We start from the raw sequence: 26925 nt of genomic DNA on the forward strand, positions 1-26925 counted from the left end.
CGTTGTTAACTATCGTCCCGCTCGCGGATGTATTCCTCGAGCAGCTTCTTCTCTTCTCCAGAAAGCGAGCGGCTTTCCAGAAGATCGGCGCGTCGTTCATAGGTCCGACCAAGGGACTGCTGTAAACGCCAACGCCGGATATGCGCGTGATTGCCACTCAGCAACACGTCGGGAACACGCTGATCCGCATACACCTCCGGTCGGGTGTAGTGCGGGCAATCCAGCAAACCATCCGTAAAGGAATCTTCCTCGGCGGAGTCCGCATGCCCTAAAGCTCCAGGCAGCAGTCGTGTAACCGCATCGATCAGGACCATCGCCGGCAGCTCGCCGCCAGACAGTACATAGTCGCCAATCGACCACTCTTCATCGACATGAGCCTCAATAAAGCGCTCGTCAATGCCTTCGTAGCGGCCGGCAATCAGGATCAATGCATCCGATTGTGCCAGCTCGCGTACCGCCGACTGAGTCAGTTGACGGCCTTGGGGGGACAGGTAAATCACCTTCGCCGCCTCCCCGGCTGCTGCCTTGGCCTGAGCCAGCGCATCTTCCAGGGGCTTGATCTTCATCACCATGCCCGGACCACCGCCAAACGGGCGATCGTCCACAGTGTGATGCCGATCCGTCGTGTAATCTCGCGGATTCCAACAGGTCAGCTGCAAGAGCCCCTGTTTGACCGCACGACTGGTGATGCCGTAATCGCCAATGGCGGAAAACATCTCGGGAAACAAACTGATCACTTCTACGCGCAAGTTAGCCACGTTCAGAAGTCCGCGTCCCAATCCACCTTCATCTCGCCCGCTTCCAGGTCGACGGCCAACACGCATTGCTCCGTATAGGGCAACAGGCGTTCGCGATCATCCAGGCTGCCAGCGCAAGGCTTGACGACCATTACATCATTGGCGCCGGTTTCCAGAAGATGATCGATTTTCCCGAGCAGTTGCCCAAGGGTGTCGATGACCTTCAGACCTTCCAGCTGGTACCAGTAGTACTCGCCTTCGGTCAATTCAGCGAACAGGTTGCGCGGCACGCAGATCTCATAACCGGCCAGAAGACGAGCTTCTTCACGATCATCGAGACCCTTGAGCTTGGCGACCAGGAACTTGTCGCTCCCGCGTCCACTGACCAGCTCGACCTGTTTGACATTGCCTTCGCGCTTGAGCGTCCAGGTTTTGTACTGCAACAGGTTTTCAGTCGGATCAGTAAAGGAATAAACCTTCACTTCGCCGCGAACGCCATGAACAGAATAAATTTTGCCAATAACGATCAAATCATCGGCAGGGGCTGGCGTCGCGTTCATATTGCTCAGGCCGCAGCCTTGGCAGATTCCTTCAACAACTGAGCAACGCGCTCAGAAGGTTGTGCACCAACGCTCAGCCAGTAGGCAACGCGCTCTTGGTTCACGGACAGACGGATTTCCTGACCACGGGCAACAGGGTTGAAGAAACCAACCTGTTCTTTGTGGGAGCCGTCACGCGGGTTACGCGAGTCGGTTACGGTCAGGTGGTAAAACGGGCGCTTTTTGGAGCCGCCAAGGGCAAGACGGATTGTTAGCATGTGAACATCGTTCCTGTAGTCGGTGCTGCAAATCTAAATGCACAGCGGGCATGGGTGCCCGAAAGGCCGCATATTCTAAGGAATATCCGGACTTTTGCAAATGACTTTTTCCGGCGCCCATGGCATGCCGTGCAGATTTGCATAGAGAGCCGTCGATAAAAACGGCCAGTCAGCTCCCGCCGAGTGCGGGTTTGCTGTTGATCCTGCGTCCTTGCAGGGTCTGCGCCGGTGCGACGACCGGCGAAGTCTTTACATTTTCGGCATGCCGCCGCCGGGCAACATACCGCCCATGCCGCGCATCATTTTTGCCATACCGCCCTTGGCGGTGAATTTCTTCATCATCTTCTGCATCTGCTTGTGCTGCTTGATCAAGCGGCCGATGTCCTGCACCTGCGTGCCGGAACCCATGGCGATCCGGCGCTTGCGCGAACCGCTGATCAGCTCAGGGTCGCGGCGCTCGGCCGGGGTCATGGAATTGATGATGGCTTCCATCTGCTTGAACTGCTTCTCTGCGGCGTTCTGGGCATTGCCCATCTGCGACAGGTTGACCCCGCCGATGCTCGGCAGTTTGTCCATGAGGCCGCCGAGGCCGCCCATGTTCTTCATTTGTTGCAGCTGATCGCGGAAGTCTTCGAGGTCGAAACCCTTGCCCTTCTTCAGCTTCTTGGCCAGTTTGTCGGCCTTGTCCTTGTCCAGCGTCGCTTCGGCCTGTTCGATCAGGCTGAGCACGTCGCCCATGCCGAGGATCCGCGAGGCGATACGCTCAGGGTGGAACGGATCGAGCGCTTCGCTCTTCTCGCCCATACCGATGAACTTGATCGGCTTGCCGGTAATGGCGCGCACCGACAGCGCGGCACCGCCACGGGCGTCGCCGTCGACCTTGGTCAGGATCACACCGGTCAACGGCAGCGCATCGCCAAAGGCCTTGGCCGTGTTGGCGGCGTCCTGACCGGTCATGGCGTCGACCACGAACAGGGTTTCGACCGGGTTGATCGCGGCGTGCAGCGCCTTGATCTCGCCCATCATCTCTTCGTCGATGTGCAGACGACCGGCGGTGTCGACGATGACCACGTCGATGAATTTCAGTTTGGCTTCTTTAATAGCTGCGTTGGCGATGTCGACCGGCTTCTGGCTCAGGTCGGACGGGAAGAACGTCACGCCGATGTCGTTGGCCAGGGTTTCCAGCTGCTTGATCGCCGCCGGACGGTAGATGTCCGCCGAAACAACCATGACCGACTTCTTCTTGCGCTCTTTAAGAAAGCGCGCCAGTTTGCCGGCAGTGGTGGTTTTACCCGCGCCCTGCAGACCGGCCATCAGAATCACGGCTGGCGGAACGGCACTCAGGTTGAGGTCTTCGTTGGCCGCGCCCATCAGGCTTTCGAGCTCGGCCTGGACGATCTTCACGAACGCCTGGCCCGGCGTCAGGCTGCGCGACACCTCGGTGCCGACAGCGCGCTCCTTGACCGAATTGACGAAGTCCTTGACCACCGGCAGTGCGACGTCAGCTTCGAGCAACGCCATGCGCACTTCACGCAGGGTGTCTTTGATATTGTCCTCGGTCAGCTTGGCCTTGCCGGTGACATGGCGCAGCGTCTGCGAGAGACGGTCGGTTAAGTTTTCAAACATTGCGCGATCCTTTCAGGCCCTGTACGAACCGGGATAATGGCGGCCCAGACCGGAATCAACATGTGCTCGGCGAGCCTGCGGCGTGGGCAGGTCGCGGATTATAGCGAAGACTGCGGCTGGCGGACACCTCGCCGTCAGCTTGCGGAGTCTTTCGTGCCGTGGCGGTTCTATGCCAAACTCAGCGCCTTTCGGGCTCGCCTAACAGGATTTATGCTCCCCTTGTCACCCAGTTTGCTGACCACCCTCGCCGCCGCCCTGCTCTATGCCGCTGCGACCGTCTATCAAAGCACCCGCCTGGCCACCGGCGCCAAGGCGAACAAGCGCCTGCTGGTCAGCCTCGGCGTCTTCGCCGTGCTCGCCCACGGCGCCAGCCTGCTTACACATCTATTGACCCCGATCGGCCTTGGCCTGGACTTCTTCAGTGCGTCCAGTCTGATCGCTGCTGCGGTGATTGCCCTGACTCTGCTCGCCTGTTCACGGATCCCGGTGGAAAACCTGCTGGTGCTGCTGTTCCCGCTGGGGGCGATCACGGTATTGCTGGCGCAGTTCGCACCGACCGGCACGGTACAGATCATCGATGAAGAGCCGGGCATCCTCGCGCACATTCTATTGTCGATCCTCGCCTACGGCATGTTCACCATCGCCGTGTTCCAGGCGTTGCTGCTGCTGGTTCAGGACCATCAACTCAAGCACAAGCACCCGTCCGGGCTGATCAAGAACTTCCCGCCCCTGCAAACCATGGAAAGCCTGCTGTTCGGCTTTCTCTGGGCCGGCTGGACGCTGCTGTCGCTGTCGCTGATTTCCGGCTGGCTGTTCGTCGAGAACCTGTTCGCTCAGCATCTGGTGCACAAGACCCTGCTGGCCTGTCTGGCATGGATCGTCTTCAGCGTGCTGTTGTGGGGCCGCAACCGTCTGGGCTGGCGCGGCCACAAGGCAATTCGCTGGACCCTCGCCGGTTTCTGCCTGCTGATGCTGGCGTACTTCGGCAGCAAACTGGTTCGTGAATACATTCTGCACATCTGACGGGCGGCATAAATGGACGGTTTGCCCATAGGGCCGATGCTCGCGGTATTTGTCCTGCTGATTTTATGGTCAGGGCTGTTTACCGCCGTCGAAACCGCGCAGCAACACTTGCTCGCGCAACGTATCGCCTCGCGCGCCAGCGATAAACCGCTGGCGAAGCTGAGCTTCCCGCTCGACAGCCTGATCCTCTGCAACACCCTGTGCCGCGCCCTCGCAGTGATCATCGCGACGCTGCTGGCGATTTTCCTCTGCGAAGAAAACGGCCCGTGGGCGGCCTGCCTTGGCGCCGGTGGCATCCTGTTGGTGTTCGCTGATTATTTCCCGCGCACAGTGGCTCGGCGCTATCCCGACGCTGTGCTGGCGTTCGGCAATGCCCTGCTGACCGTGCCGATGAAAATCGTCTACCCGTTCGCGTGGCTGTTCAGCCGGGTCAGCGCTTTGTTGATAACCCCGTTCACGCGCAAGGCTCAGGTGGTGCAACAGAGCGAGGACGAGTTGCCGACCGATCACGATGAGGATCACGAGCATCCGGTCCGCAGCCATCCGGTATCGGGCATTCATGCGCTGGACAACATCACGGTCAATGACATTCTGGTGCCGCGCAGTGATGTCGACGGCATCAACCTCGACGATTCGATCGAAGAGATCATCGAGCAACTGCGCGAGAACAAGCGCACGCGTCTGCCGGTGTTTCACAGCGACATCAATCAGGTCGAAGCGGTGCTCAACACCCGCCAGATCGGCCATTTGCTGAGCAACGGCGGATTGACCCGCGAGGCGCTGCTGGCCGCCAGCTACGAGCCCTACTTCGTCCCGGAAAGCACGCCGCTGCAACTGCAACTGCTGAACTTCCACAAGCAGCAACGCCGTCTCGGCATGGTCGTGGACGAGTACGGTGAAGTGCTGGGCATCGTCACCCTTGAAGACATTCTCGAAGAAATCGTCGGCGAATTCGAAAGCGAGCACAGCCTCGACAATCCGCACATTCATCCCCAGGCCGACGGGCGTATGTTGATTGATGGCGCCGCGTCGATCCGCGACCTGAACAAGTGCCTGGGCTGGCATCTGCCGAGCGACGGGCCAAAGACCCTGAACGGCCTGGTCACCGAAGCGCTGGAAACCATTCCGGAAAGCGCGGTGTGCCTGAAGATCGGGCGTTATCGACTGGAAATCCTCGAGACCGAGGAGAACCGGGTGAGCAAGGTGTTGATCTGGCTGACCTCATCGGTGCCTGCTCTGATGCCTGCTCGATAAAGCTGCATTGTTTGCGCTTGTTTGATCGTTAGCCCCCTTCCTATAATCGAGGCGCTTACCCAAGCGCCGTCGATCCCTGTGCCTACCCGGCACTGCCCGGATCCTGACTGTTTCCGCTGCAAACCGACGACTGTTCCTACTCGAAACAGCGCTCGCGCCCTACCCCACATCCCTGGGTGTTCGACCATAATAATTCGCTCCACTGGAGCTCATGACTGTCAGGGATCACCGCATGACGACCCATACCGCTTACAGCGAAACCGCGCCTGCCCAGCCGACCAATTCCGCCACCCGCGTGGCCACGGCAAGCTTCATCGGCACCGCCATCGAGTTCTACGACTTCTACGTTTACGCCACTGCTGCGGCACTGGTGATCGGACCAGTGTTCTTTCCGCAGACCTCCGGCACGGCGCAGATGCTTTCCGCTTTTCTCACTTTCGGCATTGCCTTCCTCGCCCGACCACTGGGTTCGGCACTGTTTGGCCACTTCGGCGACCGCATCGGGCGCAAGTCGACGCTGGTCGCCTCGCTGCTGTTGATGGGCGTGTGCACCACCTTGATTGGCGTGTTGCCGGGCTACGACAGCATTGGTGCCTGGGCGCCGATTCTCCTGTGCGTGCTGCGCTTCGGTCAGGGCCTGGGCCTTGGCGGCGAATGGGGCGGTGCGGCGCTGCTGGCTACGGAAAACGCGCCGAAGGGCAAACGCGCCTGGTTCGGCATGTTCCCGCAGCTCGGCCCATCGATTGGTTTTCTTGCGGCCAACGGTCTGTTCCTGACCCTTGCGATGACCCTGGATGATGAACAGTTCCGCAGCTGGGGCTGGCGCATTCCGTTTCTGCTCAGCGCGGCGCTGGTGATGGTCGGCCTGTATGTGCGCCTGAAATTGCATGAAACGCCAGTGTTCGCCAATGCGATCGCCCGTCAGGAGCGAGTGAAAGTGCCGCTGGTGGAGTTGTTCAGCCAATACTGGGCGCCGACCCTGCTCGGGGCGGCGGCGATGGTGGTGTGCTATGCGCTGTTCTATATCTCGACGGTGTTTTCCCTGAGCTACGGCGTGGCCACGCTGGGTTATAGCCGCGAAACGTTCCTCGGCCTGCTGTGCTTTGCTGTGTTGTTCATGGCCGCCGCGACGCCATTATCCGCTTGGGCCAGCGACCGTTACGGGCGCAAACCGGTGCTGATCATCGGAGGCGTGCTGGCGATTCTGTCCGGATTCCTGATGGAACCGTTGCTGACGCAGGGCTCGACCTGGGGCGTGGCGCTGTTTCTGTGCATCGAGCTGTTTTTGATGGGCGTGACATTCGCACCGATGGGCGCGCTTTTGCCTGAGCTGTTTCCAACCCACGTGCGTTATACCGGCGCTTCAGCGGCGTACAACCTGGGCGGGATCGTCGGGGCCTCGGCGGCGCCGTTCTTTGCGCAGAAACTGGTGGCGATGGGTGGGTTGAGCTATGTCGGCGGGTATGTGTCGGCGGCGGCGGTGTTGAGTCTGATTGCGGTGCTGTGCTTGAAGGAGACGCGCAATAACGATCTGAATCAGGTTGCCTGACAGATCGCTATCGCGGGCAAGCCCGCTCCCACAGGGTTTTGGGATTGGTCACAGATTCTGTGTTCACCCAGTCCCATGTGGGAGCGAGCCTGCTCGCGAATAGCTGCCGCGACCCGGTTTACAGCTCGACAACAACCGCCTGCGACGCACGGGTCGCCTTGGCACGTGCGGCCTCGATCGACTCATCACGGGCCAGCGCCACGCCCATGCGGCGCTGACCGTTCACTTCCGGCTTGCCGAACAGACGCAGCGCGGTGTCCGGCTCGCTCAGCGCAGCGCCCAGATTGGCGAATGCAGTCTGGGTCGACTGGCCTTCAACCAGAATCACTGCCGACGCCGACGGGCCGAACTGACGGATCAGCGGTACCGGCAGACCGAGAATGGCGCGGGCATGCAGGGCGAATTGCGACAGGTCCTGAGAAATCAGCGTGACCAGACCGGTGTCATGCGGCCGTGGCGAGACTTCGCTGAACCACACCTGATCACCTTTGATGAACAGCTCGACGCCGAACAGACCACGGCCACCCAGTGCTTCAGTGACTGCTTTGGCAACGCGCTCGGATTCAGCCAGAGCAATCGGGCTCATGGCCTGCGGCTGCCAGGATTCCTGATAGTCGCCTTTCTCCTGACGGTGGCCGACCGGTGCGCAGAACGTGGTGCCGCCAATGTGGCGCACGGTCAGCAGGGTGATTTCGTAGTCAAAGTCGATGAAGCCTTCGATGATCACCCGACCTTTGCCGGCGCGACCGCCCTCTTGCGCGTAATCCCAGGCCTTCTGCACATCATCGGCGCTGCGCAGCAGGCTTTGGCCCTTGCCTGACGAACTCATCACTGGCTTGACCACGCAAGGGAAACCCAGGTCCTGAACGGCTTTGCTGTAGTCCTCGAAGGTGTCGGCAAAGTGGTACGGCGAGGTCGGCAGATCCAGCTCTTCGGCAGCCAGACGACGGATGCCTTCGCGGTTCATTGTCAGCTGCGCCGCACGCGCGGTCGGAATCACGGTGAAGCCTTCGGCTTCCAGCTCGACCAGCGTGGCGGTAGCGATGGCTTCGATTTCCGGCACGATGAAGTGCGGCTTCTCGGCTTCGATCACTGCACGCAGAGCGGCACCGTCGAGCATGTTGATCACGTGGCTGCGATGGGCGACTTGCATGGCCGGCGCGTTGGCGTAGCGGTCGACGGCAATCACTTCAACGCCCAGGCGCTGCAGTTCGATTACCACTTCCTTGCCCAACTCACCACAGCCACACAGCAATACGCGGGTCGCGGTTGGCGACAATGGAGTTCCGATACGGGTCATCTCAGGTCCTCAAAGGAAGCGGATCATCGAGGAAAGCCACGCAGGTGCGCTTTCCATGGGGAGAAAGCGCGGCATTTTACATGAACCCGAGGGTTTGGCTTCAGCTGGCGACAGCCTGTTTGCGATCACGCCAGGCCATGATCAGCCAGACGGCGGTGACGCCGGCGAACTTGGAGGCCAGCGCGGTGATGATCACCGGCGGCGTCAAGGCGTCGATCATGCCGAAGAAGATGAAGGTATCCAGTGGAATGCTCAGCGCCGAACTGATCCACAGACGGTCGCGCAACGGCCGCTTGGTGATGCTGAACACCAGCCAGTCGATGCACTCGGAGACCGCGAACGCCGTGGCGCTGGCCAGCGCGATGGATGGGTCGGACGTGATGTAGGAGAGCACCAGCGCCGCCAGCATCGCCACGATCGCGCCATGACCGAAGCGCGTTTGCACCATGTCGCGCAGCACGAACACCAGGCCGCCCCAGGCCGACCAGATGATGTCCAGGTGCGGTGCGGTGGAAAAGGCGAAGTTGATCAGCACGACGCTGCTGATGTAGGCGATGAGGAAGATCATGGGGGGCGGCCTGTCGATTTGGCGCACAGGTTACTTGAGCGCTGGTATTGCGCCAATAGGTGCGGTGACAGGACCGACGTCTTCGCGAGCAGGCTCGCTCCCACAGTGGAATGCATTTTCAAGGTGGGAGCGAGCCTGCTCGCGAAAGCGGTGGTTCAGACGCCTGACTTCGCGGGAATCATCCAGACCAATCCACTCGCCTTCGCCCGTTCATGACACAACCCCAGCACCACGCGGCGCTCGTCATTGTTCATGCGGCCCCAGCGGGTGATCTCCGCGACCGTGCGCTGGCATCCGGTACAAACGTCATCTTCATCCAGCGCGCAAATATTCACGCACGGCGAGGCGACGGGTCGTTCAACAGTCGTCATTGTTCCTGCTCGACCAGATCGCGGGCGTAACGCTGCGAGTTATGCACATAGTGCGCGGCGCTGGCTTCGAGCATCTTCTTTTGCGCCTCGGTCAGTTCACGCACGACCTTGCCCGGCGAGCCCATCACCAGCGAACCGTCGGGAATTTCCTTGCCTTCGCCGATCAGCGAATTGGCGCCGATGATGCAGTTCTTGCCGATCTTCGCGCCGTTGAGAATCACCGCGTTGATACCGATCAGGCTGTAATCGCCGACCGTGCAGCCGTGGAGCATGGCGTTGTGGCCGATGGTCACGCCGGTACCGATGGTCAGTGGATAGCCCATGTCGGTGTGCATCACCGTACCGTCCTGCACGTTGCTGTTCTTGCCGATGAGGATCAGTTCGTTGTCGCCGCGCAACACAGCGTTGAACCAGACGTTGGCGCCCTCTTCCAGGCGAACCTTGCCCACCAGCACGGCATTGGGCGCGACCCAGCTCTGTGGATGGGTTTCGACACGGGCGTCGCCCAGGCGGTATTTCATCTTGTTTTCCTCAGGGCTCACGGCCGTTCGAACGACGGCTCAGGTATCGATAAAGCTTTTCGGCGGTCGGTGCAGGCTGATTTTGGCGTCATAGAGCAGGTTGATCAACTCGACGATCATGATCGCCGTCAGGCCCCAGATCTTGTACTCGCCGAAGCGATAGCTCGGCACGTACCAACTGCGGCCCTGATAATCGATGCGATGGGTATGCTCACGCGGGTCCTTGCGGAAGAATTCCAGCGGCACGCTGAAGACGGCGGCGATCTCGGCATCATTGGGCTGGTATTCGACAAAGTCGGGAATCACGCCGACATACGGCGTTACCTTGATGCCGTGCAGGGAGATCAGCGGACTCAGCGGGCCGATGACTTCGACCAGACCCGGTGGCAGGCCGATCTCTTCTTCGGCTTCGCGCAGCGCGGTGAATATGAGGTCCGGATCTTCCGGGTCGCGTCGCCCTCCGGGGAAGGCGACCTCGCCGCCATGGGTCGAAAGCCCGCTGGCGCGCAGGGTCAGGACCAGTTCCGGTTCGTCACTGCGGGTGATCGGCACCAGCACGGCGGCTTCGGGAAAACGTGCGTCGGTCTCCAGCGTGCGCGGTGTGTGGTTGCTTACCCTATGCAGTAGCTCGTCCAGCATGAGTGTTCTCGATCGGTGCCTTGCTCCGCATCATGCACCAATCAAAGCGAGCGCCCAAGCCCCCGAAACCCGTCGTGTCGCGAAACGACAACTTGCCGACCGGCCCCGCTGCACGCCAAGATAGGCGCAGCATTCAGGAACCCGAGCATGAAATTTTGCAGCCACTGCGGTAACCCGGTCACCCAGCGCATTCCCGAAGGCGACTCGCGGCTGCGATTTGTCTGCGACAGCTGTCAGACCATTCACTACCAGAACCCCAATATCGTCGCCGGTTGCGTGCCGACCTGGGGGACGAAAGTGCTGCTCTGCCGCCGCGCCATCGAGCCGCGTCTCGGTTACTGGACGCTACCTGCCGGTTTCATGGAAAACGGCGAGACCATCGAGCAGGCCGCCATCCGCGAAACCGCCGAAGAAGCCTGCGCCCGGGTGCGCAACCTGAGCATCTACACGCTGATCGACGTGCCGCACATCAGCCAGGTGCATGTGTTCTTCCGCGCCGAACTGGCCGATCTGCAGTATGCGGCCGGGCCGGAAAGCCTTGAAGTGCAGCTGTTCGAAGAAGCCGACATTCCCTGGGACGAGCTGGCTTTCCGCACGGTCGGGCGCACGCTGGAATGCTTCTTTGCGGATCGGCGCAGCGAGGTTTACCCGGTGCGTTCGGAGTCGATTCCGCCACTGGTGCAGCCGGCGATCACTTGAGCTTCGCGGCACCCTGCCGATAACCACACCTGCATCTATCAATATGTGTCTGCGTCATTCTTGGGGAATCGTTTCAATGCGTTGGTTGCTTGCCCTGTTGTGCCTTTCGTTCGTCAGCGTTTCGCAAGCGTCATTCGTGACCACCGTGACGCCCTCGAACACTCCACTGATCGAAAAAGTCCTGGTACTGAAATCGGCCCACCAACTGCAGTTGATTGCCGACGGCAAGCCGCTGAAGACCTATCGCATCTCCTTGGGCAAGGGCGCGAAGAAAGGCCCGAAACTGATCGAGGGTGACAAACGCACACCCGAAGGTTTCTATTGGATCGACTGGCGCAAGACCAGCGACAAATTCAACCTGTCGATGCACATTTCCTACCCGAACATCAGCGATGCCGCCCGCGCGCGTCGTGAAGGCGTCGAGCCCGGCGGGATGATCATGATCCACGGCACTCCGGATTCGGCAGACAATCCTGAGCAGTTGTTCCACACCCTCGACTGGACCGACGGCTGCATCGCCATGCGCAACGTCGACATGCGTGAAGTGTGGAATCTGGTACCGGACGGCACGATGATCGAGATTCGTCCGTAACCTCGACCGCTGGTCACCGCAAAAAAAATAAATCAAAAGATCGCAGCCTGCGACAGCGCCTACAGGGGTGATACCACTCTCAACTGTAGAAGCTGTCGCAGGCTGCGATCTTTTGCTTTTTATAGGCCATCACTAATACCACTTTAAACACTGCCCCCTGAAACCCGCCAATCCATTGGGCCAGACGCCAGTTCATCGCGTTGACATGGTATTCAAGTGGTATTAGCTTCCGTCGCACAAGCGAGCCACAACAATCCTATACTCGCGACGGAAACGACCTACATGAACGACCTCCAGCCCCTACGTCCCGACGATTCCCAGCCGACGCCGCTGTACTTGCAACTGGCGCGCAATCTGGAAGCGGCGATTCATGCCGGGCAGTGGAAGGCCGAACAGGCGATGCCGTCCGAGCGCAACCTCAGCGACCAGCTCGGCATCTCCCGGGTCACCGCACGCAAGGCTTTGGAAGTTTTGCTCGAGCAAGGCCTGATCCGCCGCCTGCAAGGCTCGGGCACGTTCATCACCCCACGCCTGGAACAACCGCTGTCGCGTCTGTCCGGCTTCAGCGAAATGCTGCGCCTGAAAGGTTTCGTGCCGAGCTCGAAATGGCTGGAGCGGGAGATCACCCTGCCGACCCACGAAGAATTGATCCGCCTCGGCCTGTCGCCGAATGACAAGGTGGCGCGCATGAAGCGCCTGCGCAAAGCCGATGACACGGTCATGGCGATCGAAATGAGCACCCTGCCCGCCTCGATCATGCCCAGGCCGCAAGCGGTGGGCGATTCGCTTTACGAATACCTCGACGGCATCGGCAAACCGATCGTCCGCGCCCTTCAGCACATCCAGGCAATCAACGCCTCGGACGAATTCGCCGCACTGGTCGGCATCGCCCCCGGCACCGCCATGCTGCTGATGACCCGGGTCGGCTATCTGGAAGACAACACGCCGATCGAAGTCACCGACACCTATTGCCGCAACGACTACTACGACTTTGTTGCAGAGCTGCGCCGCTGAGCGCGGCCCCAAGCGAGAACGAAAATGTCCGAAGACAACATCCTCACCGCCAGCGGCTGGGTTCGCGGCCGGCTGATTCACGAACACGGCAAGGTCGTGTCGATCGAAGGCGTGCCCTGCGACCCGGCCACTAACGATCTGCCCTATCTGCTGCCGGGTTTCATCGACCTGCATGTGCATGGCGGCGGTGGCAAAGACATCATGGAAGGCGCCGAAGCCTTCGAAACCATCAGCAAAACCCACGTGCGTTTCGGCACCACTTCGCTGTTGGCCACGACAATGACTGCGCCGAGTGCGGAGATCTCAAATGTCCTGAAAGAGGTAGGACAATTCTGCGAACAGCGTCCGAAAGGCGCCGCGCGTGTTCTCGGCGTGCACCTTGAAGGCCCGTACATCAACCCGGGAAAACTCGGCGCTCAACCGAACTTCGCCCACACCGCATTGATGGCCGAAGTCGAAGAATATCTGGCGCTGGCGCCGATCCGCGTCATCACCATTGCCCCGGAAATCGCCGGTCACGATGCGTTGATCCGTGAGCTGAGCAGTCGGGGCATCCGCATGCAGATCGGGCACACCCTCGGCAGCTACGAGGAAGGCGTGGCCGCGCTGGCTGCCGGTGCCAGCAGTTTCACCCACCTCTACAACGCCATGAGCCCGCTGCATCACCGCGAGCCGGGCATCGTCGGCGCAGCACTGGCCCACGCCAAATACGCCGAGCTGATTCCCGATCTGCTGCACGTGCATCCCGGCGCCATCCGCGTGGCCCTGCGTTCGATCCCGTGCCTGTATTGCGTCACCGATTCGACCGCCGCCGCCGGCATGCCCGACGGTGAATACAAGCTTGGCAGCCACACCGTGACCAAATGCCTGGGCGGCGTGCGCCTGCCCGACGGCACGCTGGCCGGCAGCACCCTGACCATGGATCAGGCCCTGCGCAATCTGGTCAAGATCGGTTTGCCGATCGCCGAAGCCTCGCAGCGTCTGTCGCAATTTCCCGCCGACTACCTCGGCATCACCGAACGCGGGCGCCTTGCCCCCGGCGCCTGGGCCGACTGCGTGCGGCTCGATCGCTCACTCACACTGACCGCCGTCATGGTCGAAGGAGAAGACATTGACTTCAAAAATGCTTGAAGAGGCGCTGTCCTCGTTCGAGGCCGTGCAAGCCCAACTGCAACAGCTCGACGCGCCGATGATCGAGATCGCCGGGCGTCTGCGCCGGCAGCCACCGCAAGTGGCGATGACCGTCGCCCGTGGCAGTTCCGACCACGCGGCGAGCTACTTCGCCTACCTGACCATGCAGCAACTGGGCGTGCCGGTGGCCTCGTTGCCGATGTCGGTGGTGACCATGCAGCAGGCGCCACTGAAAGTCAGCGGTCAGGTCGCCTTTGCGTTTTCGCAGTCGGGACAGAGCCCGGATCTGGTCAACAGCCTGCGCCTGTTGCGCAAGCGTGGCGCGCTGAGCGTGTCGATGGTTAACGCTGCCGACTCGCCACTGGAGGCAGCGTGTGAATTCAGCCTGCCGCTGCTTGCCGGGACTGAAAGCAGCGTCGCCGCGACCAAAAGCTTTATCGCCACTCTCAGCGCCAGCGCGCGTTTGATCGCGCACTGGAAAGAGGACAGCGAATTGCTGCAAGCCCACGATGCGCTGCCAGAAGGCCTGCGCGAAGCGGCGAAACAGGACTGGAGCGTGGCCATCGAGGCCCTGCGCGATTGCGAGCGCCTGATGGTGATCGGCCGTGGCGCCGGTTTCGCGATTGCCCAGGAAGCGGCGCTGAAGTTCAAGGAAACCTCGGCGATTCAGGCCGAAGCGTTCAGCAGTGCCGAAGTCCGTCATGGGCCGATGGCACTGATCGACGAACACTATCCGCTGCTGGTTTTCGCCCCGCGCGGTGCCGAGCAGGCCGGCCTGCTGAGCCTGGCGGCGGAAATGCGCCAGCGCGGCGCCCGGGTCTTGCTCGCCGCGCCAGATGACGTCAACGAACGCGACCTGACCTTGACCCGCGCCGAACACCCGGCCCTCGACCCGATTCTGGCGATCCAGAGCTTTTACGTGATGGCCGCAGGCCTGGCCGTGGCGCGGGGCATGGACCCGGATCAGCCGCGCCATTTGAGCAAAGTGACCCGCACGCATTAAGTCCGACTGACTGCACACCTGATGAGACCCAGCCATGCCCGACAACAATAAAGAGCTGACCCTCAGCGCCCCGCTCAGCGGCCCGGTGCTGACGCTCGCCAACGTCCCGGACGCGGTGTTCGCCAGTGGCGCGATGGGCGACGGCATCGCCATCGACCCGCTCAACGACACGCTGTATTCGCCCTGCGCCGGCGTGGTCATCCACGTTGCCCGCAGCAGCCACGCGGTGACCGTGCGCGCCGACAACGGTGCGGAAATCCTCCTGCATCTGGGCCTCGACACCGTTGAACTTAACGGCGAAGGTTTCGCCATGCTGGTCAAGGAAAGCGATCGCGTCAGCCTCGGTCAGCCGCTGCTGCGCTATGACCTGGACAAGGTCGGCCAGCACTGCAAAAGCCTGGTCAGCCTGTTGATCCTGACCAACAGCGCGGATTTTCAGGTGCGGCCGATCACCCTCAAAGCGGTGAAAGTCGGCGAGCCGTTGCTGCACATCATCGCGCGCAATGTGGTGGCGGCGAATACCGATACAAGCGGCGGGCCTGAGGTTCGTGGTCAAGTGCAGGTCGCTCATCGCGGCGGCTTGCATGCGCGCCCCGCTGCGCTGATCCGCCAGACCGCCCAGGGGTTCAGCAGCCACTCACAGCTGCACTTCAACGGCAAATCGGCGCCGTGCAACAGTCTGATCGGTTTGATGGGGCTGGCGATTGGTGAGCAGGATGAGGTGCAGGTCAGTTGTCAGGGGCCGGACGCCGATGCCGCATTGCAAGCTCTGCTCAGCGCATTGGCCACGGCGCTGCCGGACGATCATCACGCGCAAGCGCCGACCACCCCAGCCGCGCTGAAACGTCCGGCCGAGGCTGGGGTGTTGCATGGTGTTTGCGCCGCGCCAGGGCTGGTCGCCGGGCCGTTGTTTCGCTTGAACGCGATCACCTTGCCGGCGGATACGGGCCATCACGATCCAGTGCAACAGCAGCAGACGCTTGAAAAGGCATTGAACGCGGTGCGCAGCGAAATCGCCGCCACCCTCGCCCAGGCGAAAAAGCACAAGAACGCCGACGAAGAAGCGATCTTCGCCGCACACATGGCGCTGCTCGAAGACCCGGCCCTGCTCGACGCCGCGCAGCAATTCATCGCGCAAGGCACCGCTGCGACGCACGCCTGGAGTCAGTCGATCGACACGCAGTGCGACATGCTGCAAGGCACCGGCAGTCCGCTGCTGGCCGAACGGGCCAACGATTTGCGCGACCTCAAGCAACGCGTGCTGCGTGCCCTGCTTGGCGAGGCCTGGCAATACCAGGTGCCGGCCAACGCTATCGTTGCCGCCCATGAACTGACGCCATCGGATCTGCTGCAACTCAGCGCGCAAGGTGTCGCCGGGTTGTGCATGGCCGAAGGCGGCGCGACCTCGCACGTAGCGATTCTGGCGCGCGGCAAAGGCTTGCCGTGCCTCGTGGCTTTGGGCGCGCAATTGCTAGAGCAACCGCAAGATCAGGCCGTGGTGCTCGACGCTGACGGCGGTCGTCTCGAACTGACCCCGAATGCGCAACGCCTGGCCGACGTGCAACAGGCACAAATCCAGCGCCAGCAGCGTCGCGACAGCCAACAGGCCAAAGCCCATTTGCCCGTTGAAACGCGCAATGGAGTGCACATCGAAGTGGTCGCCAATGTCGCCTCAAGCAACGAAGCGGCAGACGCATTTGCCAACGGTGCTGATGGTGTAGGCCTGTTGCGCACCGAGTTTCTCTTCGTTGATCGCCAGACTGCACCCGACGTCGAAGAACAGCGCAGCGCCTATCAAGCGGTCATCGATGCCATGGGCGACAAGCCAGTGATCATCCGCACCATCGACGTCGGCGGCGACAAGCAACTCGACTACCTGCCACTGCCGGCCGAAGCCAACCCGGTGCTCGGTCTGCGCGGCATTCGGCTGGCCCAGGCGCGGCCGGACATTCTCGATCAGCAACTGCGCGCGCTGCTGCAGGTCAAGCCGTTGTCGCGTTGCCGGATTCTGTTGCCGATGGTCACCGAGGTCGACGAGCTGCTGCACATCCGCCAGCGCGTCGATGCCTTGCGCCTTGAGCTGGGCATTACCGAGCGCCCGGAAATCGGCGTGATGATCGAAGTCCCCGCCGCCGCGCTGCAAGCCGAACAACTGGCCGAACACGCCGACTTTCTCTCGATCGGCACCAACGATCTGTCGCAATACACCCTGGCCATGGACCGCGACCACGCCGGGCTGGCGGCGCGGGTCGATGCCCTGCACCCGGCGTTGCTGCGCCTGATCGCCATGACCTGCGAAGGCGCGGCGGTGCACAAGCGCTGGGTCGGTGTCTGCGGCGCCCTCGCCTCCGACCCGCTGGCCACGCCGGTGTTGATCGGCCTCGGCGTCACTGAACTGTCGGTGAGCCCGGTGCAGATCGGTGAAATCAAGGACCGCGTACGTCAGTTGCATGAAGCCGAATGTCAGCGCCTGAGCCGCGACCTGCTCAAGCTGTCCAGCGCCGCCGCCGTTCGCCACGCCTGTCATCAACATTGGCCTCTGCGCTAACAAAAACAAAAAGGACAAACGCCATGTACCAACTCTTCATCGAAGGCCTGCAACGCCTGGGCCGCGCGCTGATGCTGCCGATCGCGATCCTGCCGATTGCCGGCCTGCTGCTGCGCCTGGGCGACACGGACCTGTTGAACATCGCGATCATTCACGATGCCGGACAAGTGATCTTCGCCAACCTGGCGATGATCTTTGCCATCGGCATCGCCGTCGGTTTCGCCAAGGACAACAACGGCACCGCCGGCCTGGCCGGGGTGATCGGTTATCTGGTGATGATCTCCACGCTCAAGGTGCTCGACTCGACGATCAACATGGGCATGCTCGCCGGGATCGTCAGCGGCCTGATGGCCGGCGCGCTGTACAACCGCTTCAAGGACATCAAGCTGCCGGAGTATCTGGCGTTCTTCGGTGGCCGGCGTTTTGTGCCGATCGTCACCGGGTTCGCGGCGGTGGGTCTGGGCGTGCTGTTCGGCTATATCTGGCCGCCGATCCAGCAGGGCATCAACGCGTTCGGCGCGCTGATGATGGAAAGCGGCAGCATCGGCGCCTTCGTCTTCGGCGTGTTCAACCGCCTGCTGATCGTCACCGGCCTGCACCACATCCTCAACAACATGGCGTGGTTCGTCTTCGGCAACTTCACCGACCCGACCACGGGCGCCTTGGTGACCGGCGATCTGTCGCGATATTTTGCCGGCGATCCGAAGGGCGGCCAGTTCATGACCGGCATGTTCCCGATGATGGTCTTCGGCCTGCCCGCCGCCTGCCTGGCGATGTACCGCAACGCACTGCCGGAGCGGCGCAAGGTGATGGGCGGGATCTTCCTGTCGATGGCGCTGACCTCGTTTCTCACCGGTGTGACCGAGCCGATCGAATTCGCCTTCATGTTTCTCGCGCCGCTGCTGTTCCTCCTGCACGCGCTGCTGACCGGGCTGTCGATGGCGATCACCAACGGCCTGAACATTCATCTGGGCTTCACCTTTTCCGGTGGCTTCATCGACATGATTCTCGGCTGGGGCAAGTCGACCAATGGCTGGCTGGTGGTGCCGGTCGGGCTGGCTTACGCGGTCATTTATTACCTGGTTTTCGACTTCTGTATCCGTCGTTTCAACCTGAAGACGCCGGGGCGCGAAGACGTCGCCAGCGCCGAAAAAGCCGTGCTCTCGGAAACCGAACGCGCCAGTGCGTATATCAAAGCCTTGGGCGGCGCCGAGAATCTGCTCACCGTCGGCGCCTGCACGACCCGACTGCGCCTGGAGATGGTCGATCGCAACAAGGCCTCGGATGCCGAGCTGAAAGCGCTGGGCGCGATGGCGGTGGTGCGCCCGGGCAAGGGCGGCAGCTTGCAGGTCGTGGTCGGGCCGTTGGCTGACAGCATTGCCGATGAAATTCGCTTGGCCATGCCTGCGCTGGGCCGAACAGCGTTGGTGGAAACCGCAGTCATTACCGATGAGCCGAAGAGCGTTGCGCTTACCCGCAACGAGGCGCAGCAATGGCTGGATGCACTGGGCGGTCGCGACAACGTGCTGCAACTCGATTGCATCGCCATGACCCGCATTCGCCTGCAACTGGCCGATGCCAAGGTGTTATCCGATGCGCAGCTCAAAGCGCTCGGCTGTCTGGGTGTCAGCCAGTTGGACGGTGGCGTCTGGCATTTGCTGGTGGGGGACAAGGCCGCGAGTTTGAGCGGGGCGATCGAGGCATTGCTGAGTCGCGGGGAGGTCAGCGCGCAGGTTTGATCTGCGCGGGTAACGGGAGGGCTGGAGCGGGCGGGGAAAATCCGGCCCGCGCACGATACATGGATACCACCCTCCTCCACGCCCCGCTCGCCATGCTGGCCCTTCATCCCCAGCATGGAAATCGTGCCCATGAGCACCCCCAACGCACCCACACCCGATGAGATCAAAAACGATCTCAACCAGATCGGCCGTCTGCTCTTCAACACCGAAACCCCGCTGCTGCCCGAGCACAAACCGAGCACCGAGCAGGCCCATCTCAAACGCCTCGAAGAGCAGCTGAAAACCTATCGCGACGGCTACCTGCAACGCAGTCGCGCGCTCTATCAGGCGCTGGCAACCAGCGACCTGCAAAGCGAGGCAGGCAAGCAACTGATCGCCACGCTGAAGGTGCGCCTCAGCACGCAACTGATCAACATGGATCTGCGTGACCAGATCGACGGCAAACCGGCAAAAACCTTCCTTAAATACGACGCCGGTTTCACCGCGCTCGAGTACGAGGCGCAACAAGCCGTCAAGGATCGCCTGTTGCACCCGCAGGCTGGTGAGCTGATGAAGAAACTGGCGCTGGGCCCGCTGTTGCGTCCGGCCATGTATGCGTTGCAGTTCACTTATCAGCAAACCACTGTCGAGCTCGCCGGGGCCTTTGTCGTTACGCAAAACGACACCCCGAAAGTCAGCGATCTGCTGACCGACCAGAGCGCGGGTTTCGTCGTGTTGTTCACGCCCGCCAGGGGCCTGGAGCTGTTCAATTCGCTGGCTGATCTCGATGCCCATCTGCTCGAGACCATGAAGCACAGCATCAGCCGTAGCGAGTTGATGCAGCTGCTGCCCAGCCGCTACCACGATGTCGGTACAGCAGGAATCTGGCCATTGCAGCTGGCGCCCATCGACAGCCAACCGCTGTTCGAACACATCTACGATGCCTTGATCGAAAAACGCACCCTGGATATCGAATATGCACTGAGTTTCGCCGCTAACCCGCAGCAGGATCCCGCTCGCTTGATCGCCGAGCTGGAGCGCGCCATCGGCGCTGCGCTGCCGGATCTCACTCCGCGTCTGGCCCTTCAGGCACAAACTCTGTTCGAACGGCACCTGCGCAACAGCGCCCCGGACTGGTACCGCAGCGCCGACGCCGCCAAGCGGGCCGAACTGGCGTTGCACCTGGGCAATTACAATCAGGCCCGGCAAAACCTGCTTGACCTCATGGGCCCGGCGGTCAGTCTGATGGCCGTGGCCCGCCAGCAATGGCTGGAGCGTCTGAGTGATGATCTGCAAATCGACGATCTGCAACCAGACAACCTGCAAATCACCACCGACCGGCGGGTACCGGGATACGGCGTATATGTGCACAAGCGCAACCTGCTCGAGCTGACCCTGCGCGGCCCGCACACCGGCGATGAGTTGCCAGGCTCGGAGTTTCTCAGCCACACCCGGCTGACTTACAACGACCTGCCGCTAGCCGACGAGTACGCGGACGTGACGCCCGCCTGGGTGATCAAGCAGGCACTGGAGCTGGAACCGCGAGTCGACTTCGCACGTTTGCAAACGCAGATGCAGGCAAGCTCCGCGATCAAACCTGCCATTGAGCAAATGCTCGATCAGCGCATCGTCGCGCTCGCCCACACCGCAGCGCTGCAAGGGCACCTGCTCGACAGCGACCTGCAGATGATCCAGCGCCTGCGCAGCGGCAGCGATTCACAGTTGCGCGCCGCCACGCTGTGCTTGCACGGTGCGCAACTCCAAGACCTTTGGGTGCTGCGTCAGAACGATCAGTCCGGTGCGCTCAAACGCGTTCTGCTATGCACGCCACAAGCCCCACGCGATCGCCAGTTCGAGGCCTTTGACAGTGAGCGCGAATGTCAGGCCCATGTGTTGTCGTGGGCCAAGCAGAGTGACGCCGCCCAAACCATGGCCGGTTACCTGGTCAGCCGCGCACCGATGCGCTTTCGTCCTGCTCTGCGCAAAGTCTTGTCGGGGCTGAGCTTCAAGCCGGAAGCAGCGGAGCACCAGAAGGTGACTTTCGATCACCTCGGCAACCATCTCGATTGCCTCAAAGCGATGGCTGAACACATGCTCGCCACACGCATCGATGATTATGATTTCAGTACACCGGTGTGGTACCGCTCGACCACTGCGGCCAATCGCCGACAACTGACGACGTTGAGCGACGACGCCGAGGGTGCACTGCTCGCATTCAAGCAACATCCGCTGTCGGGCGGGCGTTTCCAGACATTTGACGCCTACGTGCACGAGCAAGCGAAGCTCAGCCTGAACCGCTTGCTCAAACGTCCGGCCAATGACGTCGATCCTGACACCGTCTGGGCCTACTCGCCAAAATCGATCGTGCCCTCATGGACACCAGAGCCGTTGACCTATACCCGGCTGTATCGCGACGGCTATGCCGACGGCGTGGGTTTTCTCGAGCAGAAATTCTCACGCTCGGCGCGCTTCAGAGGTCCGCAAGGCATCGATATCAGCAGCCTGACCGCGCAGAATGTCGCGCGCTCGGTCACAGGGGTATGGATCGGCCAACGCTATACCGACAAAGTCAAAAAGGAGCTGCAGAATTCCCAGAGCGAAGGCTACGCGTTCCGCCGCAACGCGACGCTGGCGATCACTCAGCGCCAGATGCAAAGCGCCGCGCTGGAATGCCAGCTGCAAGGACATATCGCCAGCAGCGACCTGCAATGGCTCCAGCAAAGCATCACCAGCATGGATCAAACGTCGGGGCAGACGCGGACGAAGTACCCGATCCACCGGTTGATGATCGACGGCGAATGGGTGATCGATACCTGGCTGTTCAGCCATGGCAGTAATCCGGTTCTGCTGTATACGCCGGACGCGCCGGACGGCGTGCGTTTTCGTGAAGCGCGCCTGTTCAATTATCTGCTGCTGCAATCGGGCATGGTCGAGTACTTCACCTCGCGCGTGGGTATCAGCGCCCAGACCCGGGTCCGCACGCACCTGGACAACATCCGCAAGAAGCTGCCCAAAGACCTCAACAAAACCACCCCCAGCCCCGCCCGCTACGACTCGATGCGACCGGCTGACGCCGTCAGCGACCTGCCTACCGCGCTCTATGACATGAAGCTGCAACGGCGGATCGACAACGTCCACGCGACCACCACCAGTCGTAGCGAAATGATCGCCGGCCTGATCTGGACGAGCGTTGAGTGGGTCGCGGCCATCGCCACCGCGCCCTTCCCGCTGCTGAGCCTGAGCACCGGCCTGTTGCTGGCCTTCAAGGACGCGATGCTCGCCCTGCATGCCTATCGTCAGGGCAACAACAACGAAGCATTCCGGCACTTGCTCGGTTATCTGTTCAACAGTGCCGGCGCGGTGCTGACGGATCTGCGTCCGGCGCTACGGTCACTCAAGCCCGTCCGGCGCCCGTTGCGTCAGGCTGTCGCCGCTGCCGACGATGAGCAACAGAGTGCTCTGGCATTGGTCGATCAAATGGCCACTGAACCCGTCTGGGACGATATGCAGGCGGTCGCTTTCAGAGGACAGTCGTATTACGCCAGTAACAACCCGGACGCGCTGGGCCGTTATTTGCTCTATCGCCCGGATCCGAATGGCTCCGGACTGCTTTCGACCGGCATTCTGACCGTACGCAATTCCGACGGGGTGATGGTGCGCAGCGGCCTGTCCGGCGGGGCACCGAAATACGAAGCTGTGCCCGATACACCCGGTCCGCACAAAGATTATGGAGTCGCGATCGACTACCGCGAGCGCGTCGAAACGTTGCTGGTTCCGCAATCGCGCGAGGCATTGCTGCAACTGAGCGACATGGGTATCCCGCGGCAGACCATCATGGCCCGGGTGGTCGATCAGTTGAGCGATGTACGCACAGCCTATCTGGAACAGGTCGAAAAACTCACCAAAGATGCCACGCGCCATTTTGCCCGGCTCGCACCGCTGCCCGCCCGTGCCGAAGTGCCGGCGGTTGCCGCCAATACCTCATTCGCACAGTTGATCGGCAGCGATGCATTCGCCGCAAAAAACCTGGTGATCGGTGCACAACCTGGTTCGATCGCCAGCAAACAGTTATTGATCGAGCATCTCGACGTCCTCGTGGCGAACGGCTACAAGCATCTGTTTCTCGAATACCTGCCGGGTGACGTGTTTCATCTCAAACTGGAAAAGCTCAACAGGAACGGCTCCTGGTTTCATATCAAGAAACATCTGAAGGCGCTCGACAAAGCCATGGGGTATGCGCCGGACGCAGCTTTTTCTTACCTGGCGCTGGTGCGCAGGGCCCGGGAAAAAGGCATGAGCATCCATGCGCTAGACGGCTCGGCCAGCTATAAACTCGAAGGGATCATGGTGATGTCCGAGGTCTCGCCGCTGACTCCGCGAAACAACTCCATCAGAAACTTCTATTCGCACAAAGCGCTTGCCACCGATATGGCCGAGATCGGCGAAGAGCGCTGGATTGCCCTGACCGAGCAGTCGCGCATGACCACGTTCGACAACACGCCGGGCCTGGCCGACCTGCACGAGGCCGTAGCCATACGTGTTGAAGACATCGACCTGTACCAACCCGCACGCATAAGCAGGGATACACCCGGCGCCATCGCCGGCGATGCGACTGCGCAAGGTGATTTCCTGGTACAGATGCCGAGCACCTACAAGGCACCTCTACCCGTCTCCAGGCCGCCCGCCGCAGCTAGCGCCGTTGATCACTTCAGCGATTTCGATGTGGCTTTGCCGCTGCGCGACGATATCGCTGAAATGTTGCATAAGCCCTACTCCATGGACTCGAATTACACCCCGACGATCTCCAGTGAAAGAACGGCCTACGAGGCTTTCATCGCCCAGCGCAAGCGCCTGGAAAAAACCGCCAGAGACGCTTTCACCGACTACGTCCCTCCCGATGCGCCGATCCTGCCGGTGCTCACCTCCGACTGCACATTCGAGGCTTTTTTGCGGCAGCTGGCCGACGGACGCTTGAATCTGCTGATCGGCGAAGCCCATGCCGATGTAGCGAGCAAAGCGCTGCTGAAAAAGCACATGAAAGCGCTCAAGAAAGCAGGCTATGACACGTTGTATGTCGAGCACCTGTTCACCGATCTGCACCAGGCCGATCTCGACATTTTTTTGCGAACCCAACGTATGCCGGACAGGCTGAAGGCGTACCTGCATCGTCAGGACCGGGGGCACATGATCGCTTACGGTGGGAGCGATACCTACACAGAGCTCTACCAGGCAGCAGCCAAATACAACATCCGCATCAGAGCGATCGATTGCACAGCGTCCTACCACCTCAAGGGCCTGCATGACAAAGCAGTCTCGCGAAACGAGATGTTCAGCTATTTTGCAACCCAAGTGATCGAGGCTGATCAACTGGCCAACGGCCCGCATAAATGGGTGGCCCTCATCGGCAGTGCGCACACCAATTACAACCTCGGCGTGCCAGGTCTGGCCGATACACTTTCAGCCGTCAGCCTGCACGTGCGTGACACCGCCCCCGAGCTGGCCAGGGATATTCATCGCGGTACATGGGAATTTGTCAGCGGCCAGCACGAGGCCAACGTGAGGGCCTTGAGCAGCGACTTTGTGATGGAGGTGGCCGTCCCCGGCACGAAAAAGCCTGCTGCGCCTCCGTCTGTCAGTCGCAGCAGACTGACTCGACAGGGCCAATTCCTGATCGAAAATGCAGATACCCGCAAAGCCAGTGTGGTGCATAGATCCAGGTCCGGCGAGATCGTTGAGACGCCGATTCAGATCAATGACAAAGGTCTGTTCTTCATTGATCGCTGGGGGAAAAAAGATCAGAGCTTCAAATACCTGCGAACCTTGGTCGACATGCTTGTAACGGACGTCAAGCTGACACAGGTGACGTGACATCCACGCGATTGCACGTCGTGGAAAACCACCGGGCTTAACGGCCCGGTGGTTTTTTTACGCCTACGGATCAACCCGATCCAGCGCACGGTTCACCGCCAGCTCAGCGAGCATGATGATCTGCTGAATCGCCAGCGCCGTATTGCGCTGCGGTCGCCCCAACTGATCGGCGAAATCACTGGCCAGAGTGTTGGCTGAAGCGAGGGATTCACAGGCGTGGGCGAGCAGGGTTTCGGTGTCGACGTCGGGCTGGATCAGAAACAGGGTGCCGGGCGGGCGCGCCTTGCTCGGCTGTGGGCACAGGTAAAAATCCAGAGCGCGCTTGATCGCTTCGCGGTTTTTCGCGAGGTCGTCGGCGCGGATGGTTTGTTCGAGGGGGGTGGGTTCGTATGGTGGATCGGGAACGATTTTATCCACAATGCTTCTCCTGCTGATGCTGATGGGCAGCCATCGATCGCCGGATCTCACGCGGCGAATAGGTGGCAGCTATGTGCGAGGTGAGATCCACCGGAGCAGGCAACCGGCCAGACCGAAGTCTGCCCGCACACAGCCGCCATAAAGCAGGCAGCAGATTGAGCTGGCGCCAATTATCGTGGTGCTGGCGCCAGTTGCAAGCTATCCGGGGATCTCACTCCCGATCGCTGATTAGCAGCGACGGGAAAAGACTAGAGATCGCACGTCCGACGGACAACCTGAAAACCTTGTGGGAAGGTTCTGCGAACTCAGATACCGCTTTAAACACACTCCAGATCGCCACCCTCACCCTAGCCCTCTCCCAGAGGGAGAGGGGACTGACCGAGTTGTTCAGGCGAGGTACGCCGACGTGAAAGTCCGAGTTGAACTCAGGATTTGCAAACCACACAAAATCGGCCCCCTCTCCCTCGGGAGAGGGCTGGGGTGAGGGGCAGCAACAACACAAATCAAAAGCCGAACACCCACGCTTTTCACCACTCAATAGGCCGAGTGTCAGCTCGCCTGCTCTTGATCTTGATCCACCGGCGACGTCATAACGCTTCGGCATTGCTAGACACCTTCGCCCCCATGAATGGTTGAGTCAATCAACAGAGGTGACAGGTAGGCTGACACGGGGGGCGCTTGTAAAAAAGTAAGTCGCCGTAAGGGCGAAACCGCCAGCCGCCACACCCGAAGCAACGGATATTCACCCAAATCCAAATAAAACCAAGCCAACAAAAAACCCGCAGACAATCACTCATCTGCGGGTCTCCCGTTCAAGCAGCCAAGAAGATCAGAAATCCTCCAGCCGCCACACCTCATAAGCCGGCGTCTCATACGGATGACTGAGCTTCAACGCCGCGACAACAGCCACAATCAACTCATCCGCAACGACAAGCTCAACCTTCCATTCCTCAACCCGCTCGACCTGCCCCGCCTGACCGATAAACGGCTGACTGCCGTCCAACGGTCGAAACTGGCCCAGGCCAAGCACCTGCCACGCACAGTGGTCATAGTCACCGACCCGCCCACCACCGGCAGCGAACACAGCCCCTTTGACCACCTCGACATGACTGTCAGGAACAAAAAACGCCAACTTGTACACGACGATCAGTTAACCCACACGCGAGCATTACGGAACATGCGCATCCACGGCGCGTCTTCGTTCCAGTCTTCCGAACGCCACGAGTTCTGCACCGCACGGAACACACGCTCCGGGTGCGGCATCATGATCGTCACACGGCCGTCACGGCTGGTGAGGCCGGTGATCCCGCGCGGCGAGCCGTTCGGGTTGGCCGGATAGGCTTCGGTGACCTTGCCGTGGTTGTCGACAAAACGCATCGCCACGCAACCGGACAGATCGGCTTCCAGCAGTGCTTCTTCGCTGGCGAACTCGGCATGCCCTTCACCGTGGGCGATGGCGATCGGCATGCGCGAACCGGCCATGCCCTGCAGGAAGATCGAGTTCGATTCCTGGATCTGCACCATCGCCAC

Annotated in this window: 23 protein-coding genes; 11 read left to right on the forward strand and 12 right to left on the reverse strand. The window is 61.0% G+C overall.

Annotated features, from left to right (window positions below):
- Positions 1-5: 5 nt before the first annotated feature.
- The 4 genes from trmD to ffh all read right to left on the reverse strand — a co-directional run bounded on the left by trmD (position 6) and on the right by ffh (position 3180).
- A complete protein-coding gene (gene trmD / locus D8U70_RS25025; RefSeq protein WP_038860625.1) occupies positions 6-758 on the reverse strand; it encodes a tRNA (guanosine(37)-N1)-methyltransferase TrmD in 753 nt (250 codons plus the stop codon).
- 2 nt (positions 759-760) lie between these two features.
- Positions 761-1297, reverse strand: coding sequence for a ribosome maturation factor RimM (gene rimM / locus D8U70_RS25030; protein WP_016771538.1), 537 nt, complete (start codon positions 1295-1297; stop codon positions 761-763).
- Between the two features lie 5 nt (positions 1298-1302).
- Entirely contained in the window at positions 1303-1554 is a 252-nt protein-coding gene (gene rpsP, locus D8U70_RS25035; protein ID WP_003185073.1) for a 30S ribosomal protein S16, read from the reverse strand.
- A 249-nt stretch (positions 1555-1803) separates the two neighbouring features.
- Positions 1804-3180 (reverse strand): signal recognition particle protein, encoded by a 1377-nt coding sequence (ffh, locus tag D8U70_RS25040; protein WP_007967791.1) that lies wholly within the window; start codon positions 3178-3180, stop codon positions 1804-1806.
- Positions 3181-3390: 210 nt separating this feature from the next.
- On the opposite strand from ffh, the gene ccsA reads away from it, so the two are divergent.
- From ccsA to D8U70_RS25060, 3 genes are all read left to right on the forward strand, one after another.
- Positions 3391-4203, forward strand: a complete 813-nt coding sequence (gene ccsA / locus D8U70_RS25045; protein ID WP_016771539.1) for a cytochrome c biogenesis protein CcsA — start codon at positions 3391-3393, stop codon at positions 4201-4203.
- Positions 4204-4215: 12 nt separating this feature from the next.
- On the forward strand, positions 4216-5457 hold the full coding sequence (locus D8U70_RS25050) for a CNNM domain-containing protein (RefSeq protein WP_130930000.1): 1242 nt from the start codon (positions 4216-4218) through the stop codon (positions 5455-5457).
- Between the two features lie 232 nt (positions 5458-5689).
- Positions 5690-7006, forward strand: coding sequence for an MFS transporter (locus D8U70_RS25060; RefSeq protein WP_041478199.1), 1317 nt, complete (start codon positions 5690-5692; stop codon positions 7004-7006).
- Between the two features lie 118 nt (positions 7007-7124).
- On the opposite strand, the gene purT is transcribed toward D8U70_RS25060, so the two are convergent.
- The 5 genes from purT to D8U70_RS25085 all read right to left on the reverse strand — a co-directional run bounded on the left by purT (position 7125) and on the right by D8U70_RS25085 (position 10405).
- Positions 7125-8306: a formate-dependent phosphoribosylglycinamide formyltransferase gene (purT, locus tag D8U70_RS25065; RefSeq protein WP_024011715.1), complete on the reverse strand. Its 1182-nt coding sequence runs from the start codon at positions 8304-8306 to the stop codon at positions 7125-7127.
- 100 nt (positions 8307-8406) lie between these two features.
- The gene (locus D8U70_RS25070) at positions 8407-8874 is read right to left on the reverse strand and encodes a VUT family protein (protein WP_016771544.1); all 468 of its coding nucleotides are present in this window, start codon (positions 8872-8874) and stop codon (positions 8407-8409) included.
- Between the two features lie 155 nt (positions 8875-9029).
- Complete coding sequence (locus tag D8U70_RS25075) at positions 9030-9245, reverse strand: DUF1289 domain-containing protein (protein ID WP_039759143.1); 216 nt, start codon at positions 9243-9245, stop codon at positions 9030-9032.
- On the reverse strand, positions 9242-9766 hold the full coding sequence (locus D8U70_RS25080) for a gamma carbonic anhydrase family protein (RefSeq protein WP_016771546.1): 525 nt from the start codon (positions 9764-9766) through the stop codon (positions 9242-9244). The genes D8U70_RS25075 and D8U70_RS25080 overlap by 4 nt, the downstream gene beginning before the upstream one ends.
- A gap of 39 nt (positions 9767-9805) precedes the next feature.
- On the reverse strand, positions 9806-10405 hold the full coding sequence (locus D8U70_RS25085; RefSeq protein WP_016771547.1) for a CoA pyrophosphatase: 600 nt from the start codon (positions 10403-10405) through the stop codon (positions 9806-9808).
- A gap of 147 nt (positions 10406-10552) precedes the next feature.
- On the opposite strand from D8U70_RS25085, the gene D8U70_RS25090 reads away from it, so the two are divergent.
- The 8 genes from D8U70_RS25090 (at position 10553) to D8U70_RS25125 (ending at position 24978) form a co-directional block, all read left to right on the forward strand.
- Positions 10553-11104: an NUDIX hydrolase gene (locus D8U70_RS25090; protein WP_016771548.1), complete on the forward strand. Its 552-nt coding sequence runs from the start codon at positions 10553-10555 to the stop codon at positions 11102-11104.
- A 76-nt stretch (positions 11105-11180) separates the two neighbouring features.
- Complete coding sequence (locus D8U70_RS25095; RefSeq protein WP_024011712.1) at positions 11181-11696, forward strand: L,D-transpeptidase family protein; 516 nt, start codon at positions 11181-11183, stop codon at positions 11694-11696.
- 282 nt (positions 11697-11978) lie between these two features.
- Positions 11979-12710, forward strand: a complete 732-nt coding sequence (locus D8U70_RS25100) for a GntR family transcriptional regulator (protein ID WP_122508289.1) — start codon at positions 11979-11981, stop codon at positions 12708-12710.
- A 24-nt stretch (positions 12711-12734) separates the two neighbouring features.
- Positions 12735-13841, forward strand: a complete 1107-nt coding sequence (gene nagA / locus D8U70_RS25105) for an N-acetylglucosamine-6-phosphate deacetylase (RefSeq protein WP_071174482.1) — start codon at positions 12735-12737, stop codon at positions 13839-13841.
- The gene (locus D8U70_RS25110) at positions 13822-14844 is read left to right on the forward strand and encodes an SIS domain-containing protein (RefSeq protein ID WP_095180442.1); all 1023 of its coding nucleotides are present in this window, start codon (positions 13822-13824) and stop codon (positions 14842-14844) included. Before nagA ends, D8U70_RS25110 begins: the two co-directional genes overlap by 20 nt.
- A gap of 34 nt (positions 14845-14878) precedes the next feature.
- On the forward strand, positions 14879-17392 hold the full coding sequence (gene ptsP, locus D8U70_RS25115) for a phosphoenolpyruvate--protein phosphotransferase (protein WP_130930002.1): 2514 nt from the start codon (positions 14879-14881) through the stop codon (positions 17390-17392).
- 23 nt (positions 17393-17415) lie between these two features.
- Entirely contained in the window at positions 17416-19131 is a 1716-nt protein-coding gene (gene nagE / locus D8U70_RS25120) for an N-acetylglucosamine-specific PTS transporter subunit IIBC (protein WP_130930003.1), read from the forward strand.
- A gap of 129 nt (positions 19132-19260) precedes the next feature.
- Entirely contained in the window at positions 19261-24978 is a 5718-nt protein-coding gene (locus D8U70_RS25125; RefSeq protein ID WP_130930004.1) for a membrane-targeted effector domain-containing toxin, read from the forward strand.
- A 63-nt stretch (positions 24979-25041) separates the two neighbouring features.
- Here D8U70_RS25125 and D8U70_RS25130 read toward each other — a convergent pair whose 3' ends face one another.
- The 3 genes from D8U70_RS25130 to D8U70_RS25140 form a co-directional block, all read right to left on the reverse strand.
- Positions 25042-25395, reverse strand: coding sequence for a DUF6124 family protein (locus D8U70_RS25130; protein WP_016771557.1), 354 nt, complete (start codon positions 25393-25395; stop codon positions 25042-25044).
- Between the two features lie 829 nt (positions 25396-26224).
- A complete protein-coding gene (locus D8U70_RS25135; RefSeq protein WP_071174476.1) occupies positions 26225-26536 on the reverse strand; it encodes a YqfO family protein in 312 nt (103 codons plus the stop codon).
- 5 nt (positions 26537-26541) lie between these two features.
- On the reverse strand, positions 26542-26925 hold a 384-nt coding region (locus D8U70_RS25140; protein ID WP_177433995.1), incomplete at its 5' end, for a phosphoribosylformylglycinamidine synthase subunit PurQ.

Origin of the sequence: Pseudomonas sp. Sample_20, assembly GCF_004307585.1 — a bacterium.
Classification (GTDB): Bacteria; Pseudomonadota; Gammaproteobacteria; order Pseudomonadales; family Pseudomonadaceae; genus Aquipseudomonas; species Aquipseudomonas atacamensis.

Bases quoted from the DNA above. Each gene is read 5' to 3' on its own strand.
- rimM (WP_016771538.1), bottom strand. From the start codon at position 1,297: ATGAACGCGACGCCAGCCCCTGCCGATGATTTGATCGTTATTGGCAAA.
- rpsP (WP_003185073.1), bottom strand. From the start codon at position 1,554: ATGCTAACAATCCGTCTTGCCCTTGGCGGCTCCAAAAAGCGCCCGTTT.
- ffh (WP_007967791.1), bottom strand. From the start codon at position 3,180: ATGTTTGAAAACTTAACCGACCGTCTCTCGCAGACGCTGCGCCATGTC.
- ccsA (WP_016771539.1), top strand. From the start codon at position 3,391: ATGCTCCCCTTGTCACCCAGTTTGCTGACCACCCTCGCCGCCGCCCTG.
- D8U70_RS25050 (WP_130930000.1), top strand. From the start codon at position 4,216: ATGGACGGTTTGCCCATAGGGCCGATGCTCGCGGTATTTGTCCTGCTG.
- D8U70_RS25060 (WP_041478199.1), top strand. From the start codon at position 5,690: ATGACGACCCATACCGCTTACAGCGAAACCGCGCCTGCCCAGCCGACC.
- purT (WP_024011715.1), bottom strand. From the start codon at position 8,306: ATGACCCGTATCGGAACTCCATTGTCGCCAACCGCGACCCGCGTATTG.
- D8U70_RS25070 (WP_016771544.1), bottom strand. From the start codon at position 8,874: ATGATCTTCCTCATCGCCTACATCAGCAGCGTCGTGCTGATCAACTTC.
- D8U70_RS25075 (WP_039759143.1), bottom strand. From the start codon at position 9,245: ATGACGACTGTTGAACGACCCGTCGCCTCGCCGTGCGTGAATATTTGC.
- D8U70_RS25080 (WP_016771546.1), bottom strand. From the start codon at position 9,766: ATGAAATACCGCCTGGGCGACGCCCGTGTCGAAACCCATCCACAGAGC.
- D8U70_RS25085 (WP_016771547.1), bottom strand. From the start codon at position 10,405: ATGCTGGACGAGCTACTGCATAGGGTAAGCAACCACACACCGCGCACG.
- D8U70_RS25090 (WP_016771548.1), top strand. From the start codon at position 10,553: ATGAAATTTTGCAGCCACTGCGGTAACCCGGTCACCCAGCGCATTCCC.
- D8U70_RS25095 (WP_024011712.1), top strand. From the start codon at position 11,181: ATGCGTTGGTTGCTTGCCCTGTTGTGCCTTTCGTTCGTCAGCGTTTCG.
- D8U70_RS25100 (WP_122508289.1), top strand. From the start codon at position 11,979: ATGAACGACCTCCAGCCCCTACGTCCCGACGATTCCCAGCCGACGCCG.
- nagA (WP_071174482.1), top strand. From the start codon at position 12,735: ATGTCCGAAGACAACATCCTCACCGCCAGCGGCTGGGTTCGCGGCCGG.
- ptsP (WP_130930002.1), top strand. From the start codon at position 14,879: ATGCCCGACAACAATAAAGAGCTGACCCTCAGCGCCCCGCTCAGCGGC.
- nagE (WP_130930003.1), top strand. From the start codon at position 17,416: ATGTACCAACTCTTCATCGAAGGCCTGCAACGCCTGGGCCGCGCGCTG.
- D8U70_RS25125 (WP_130930004.1), top strand. From the start codon at position 19,261: ATGAGCACCCCCAACGCACCCACACCCGATGAGATCAAAAACGATCTC.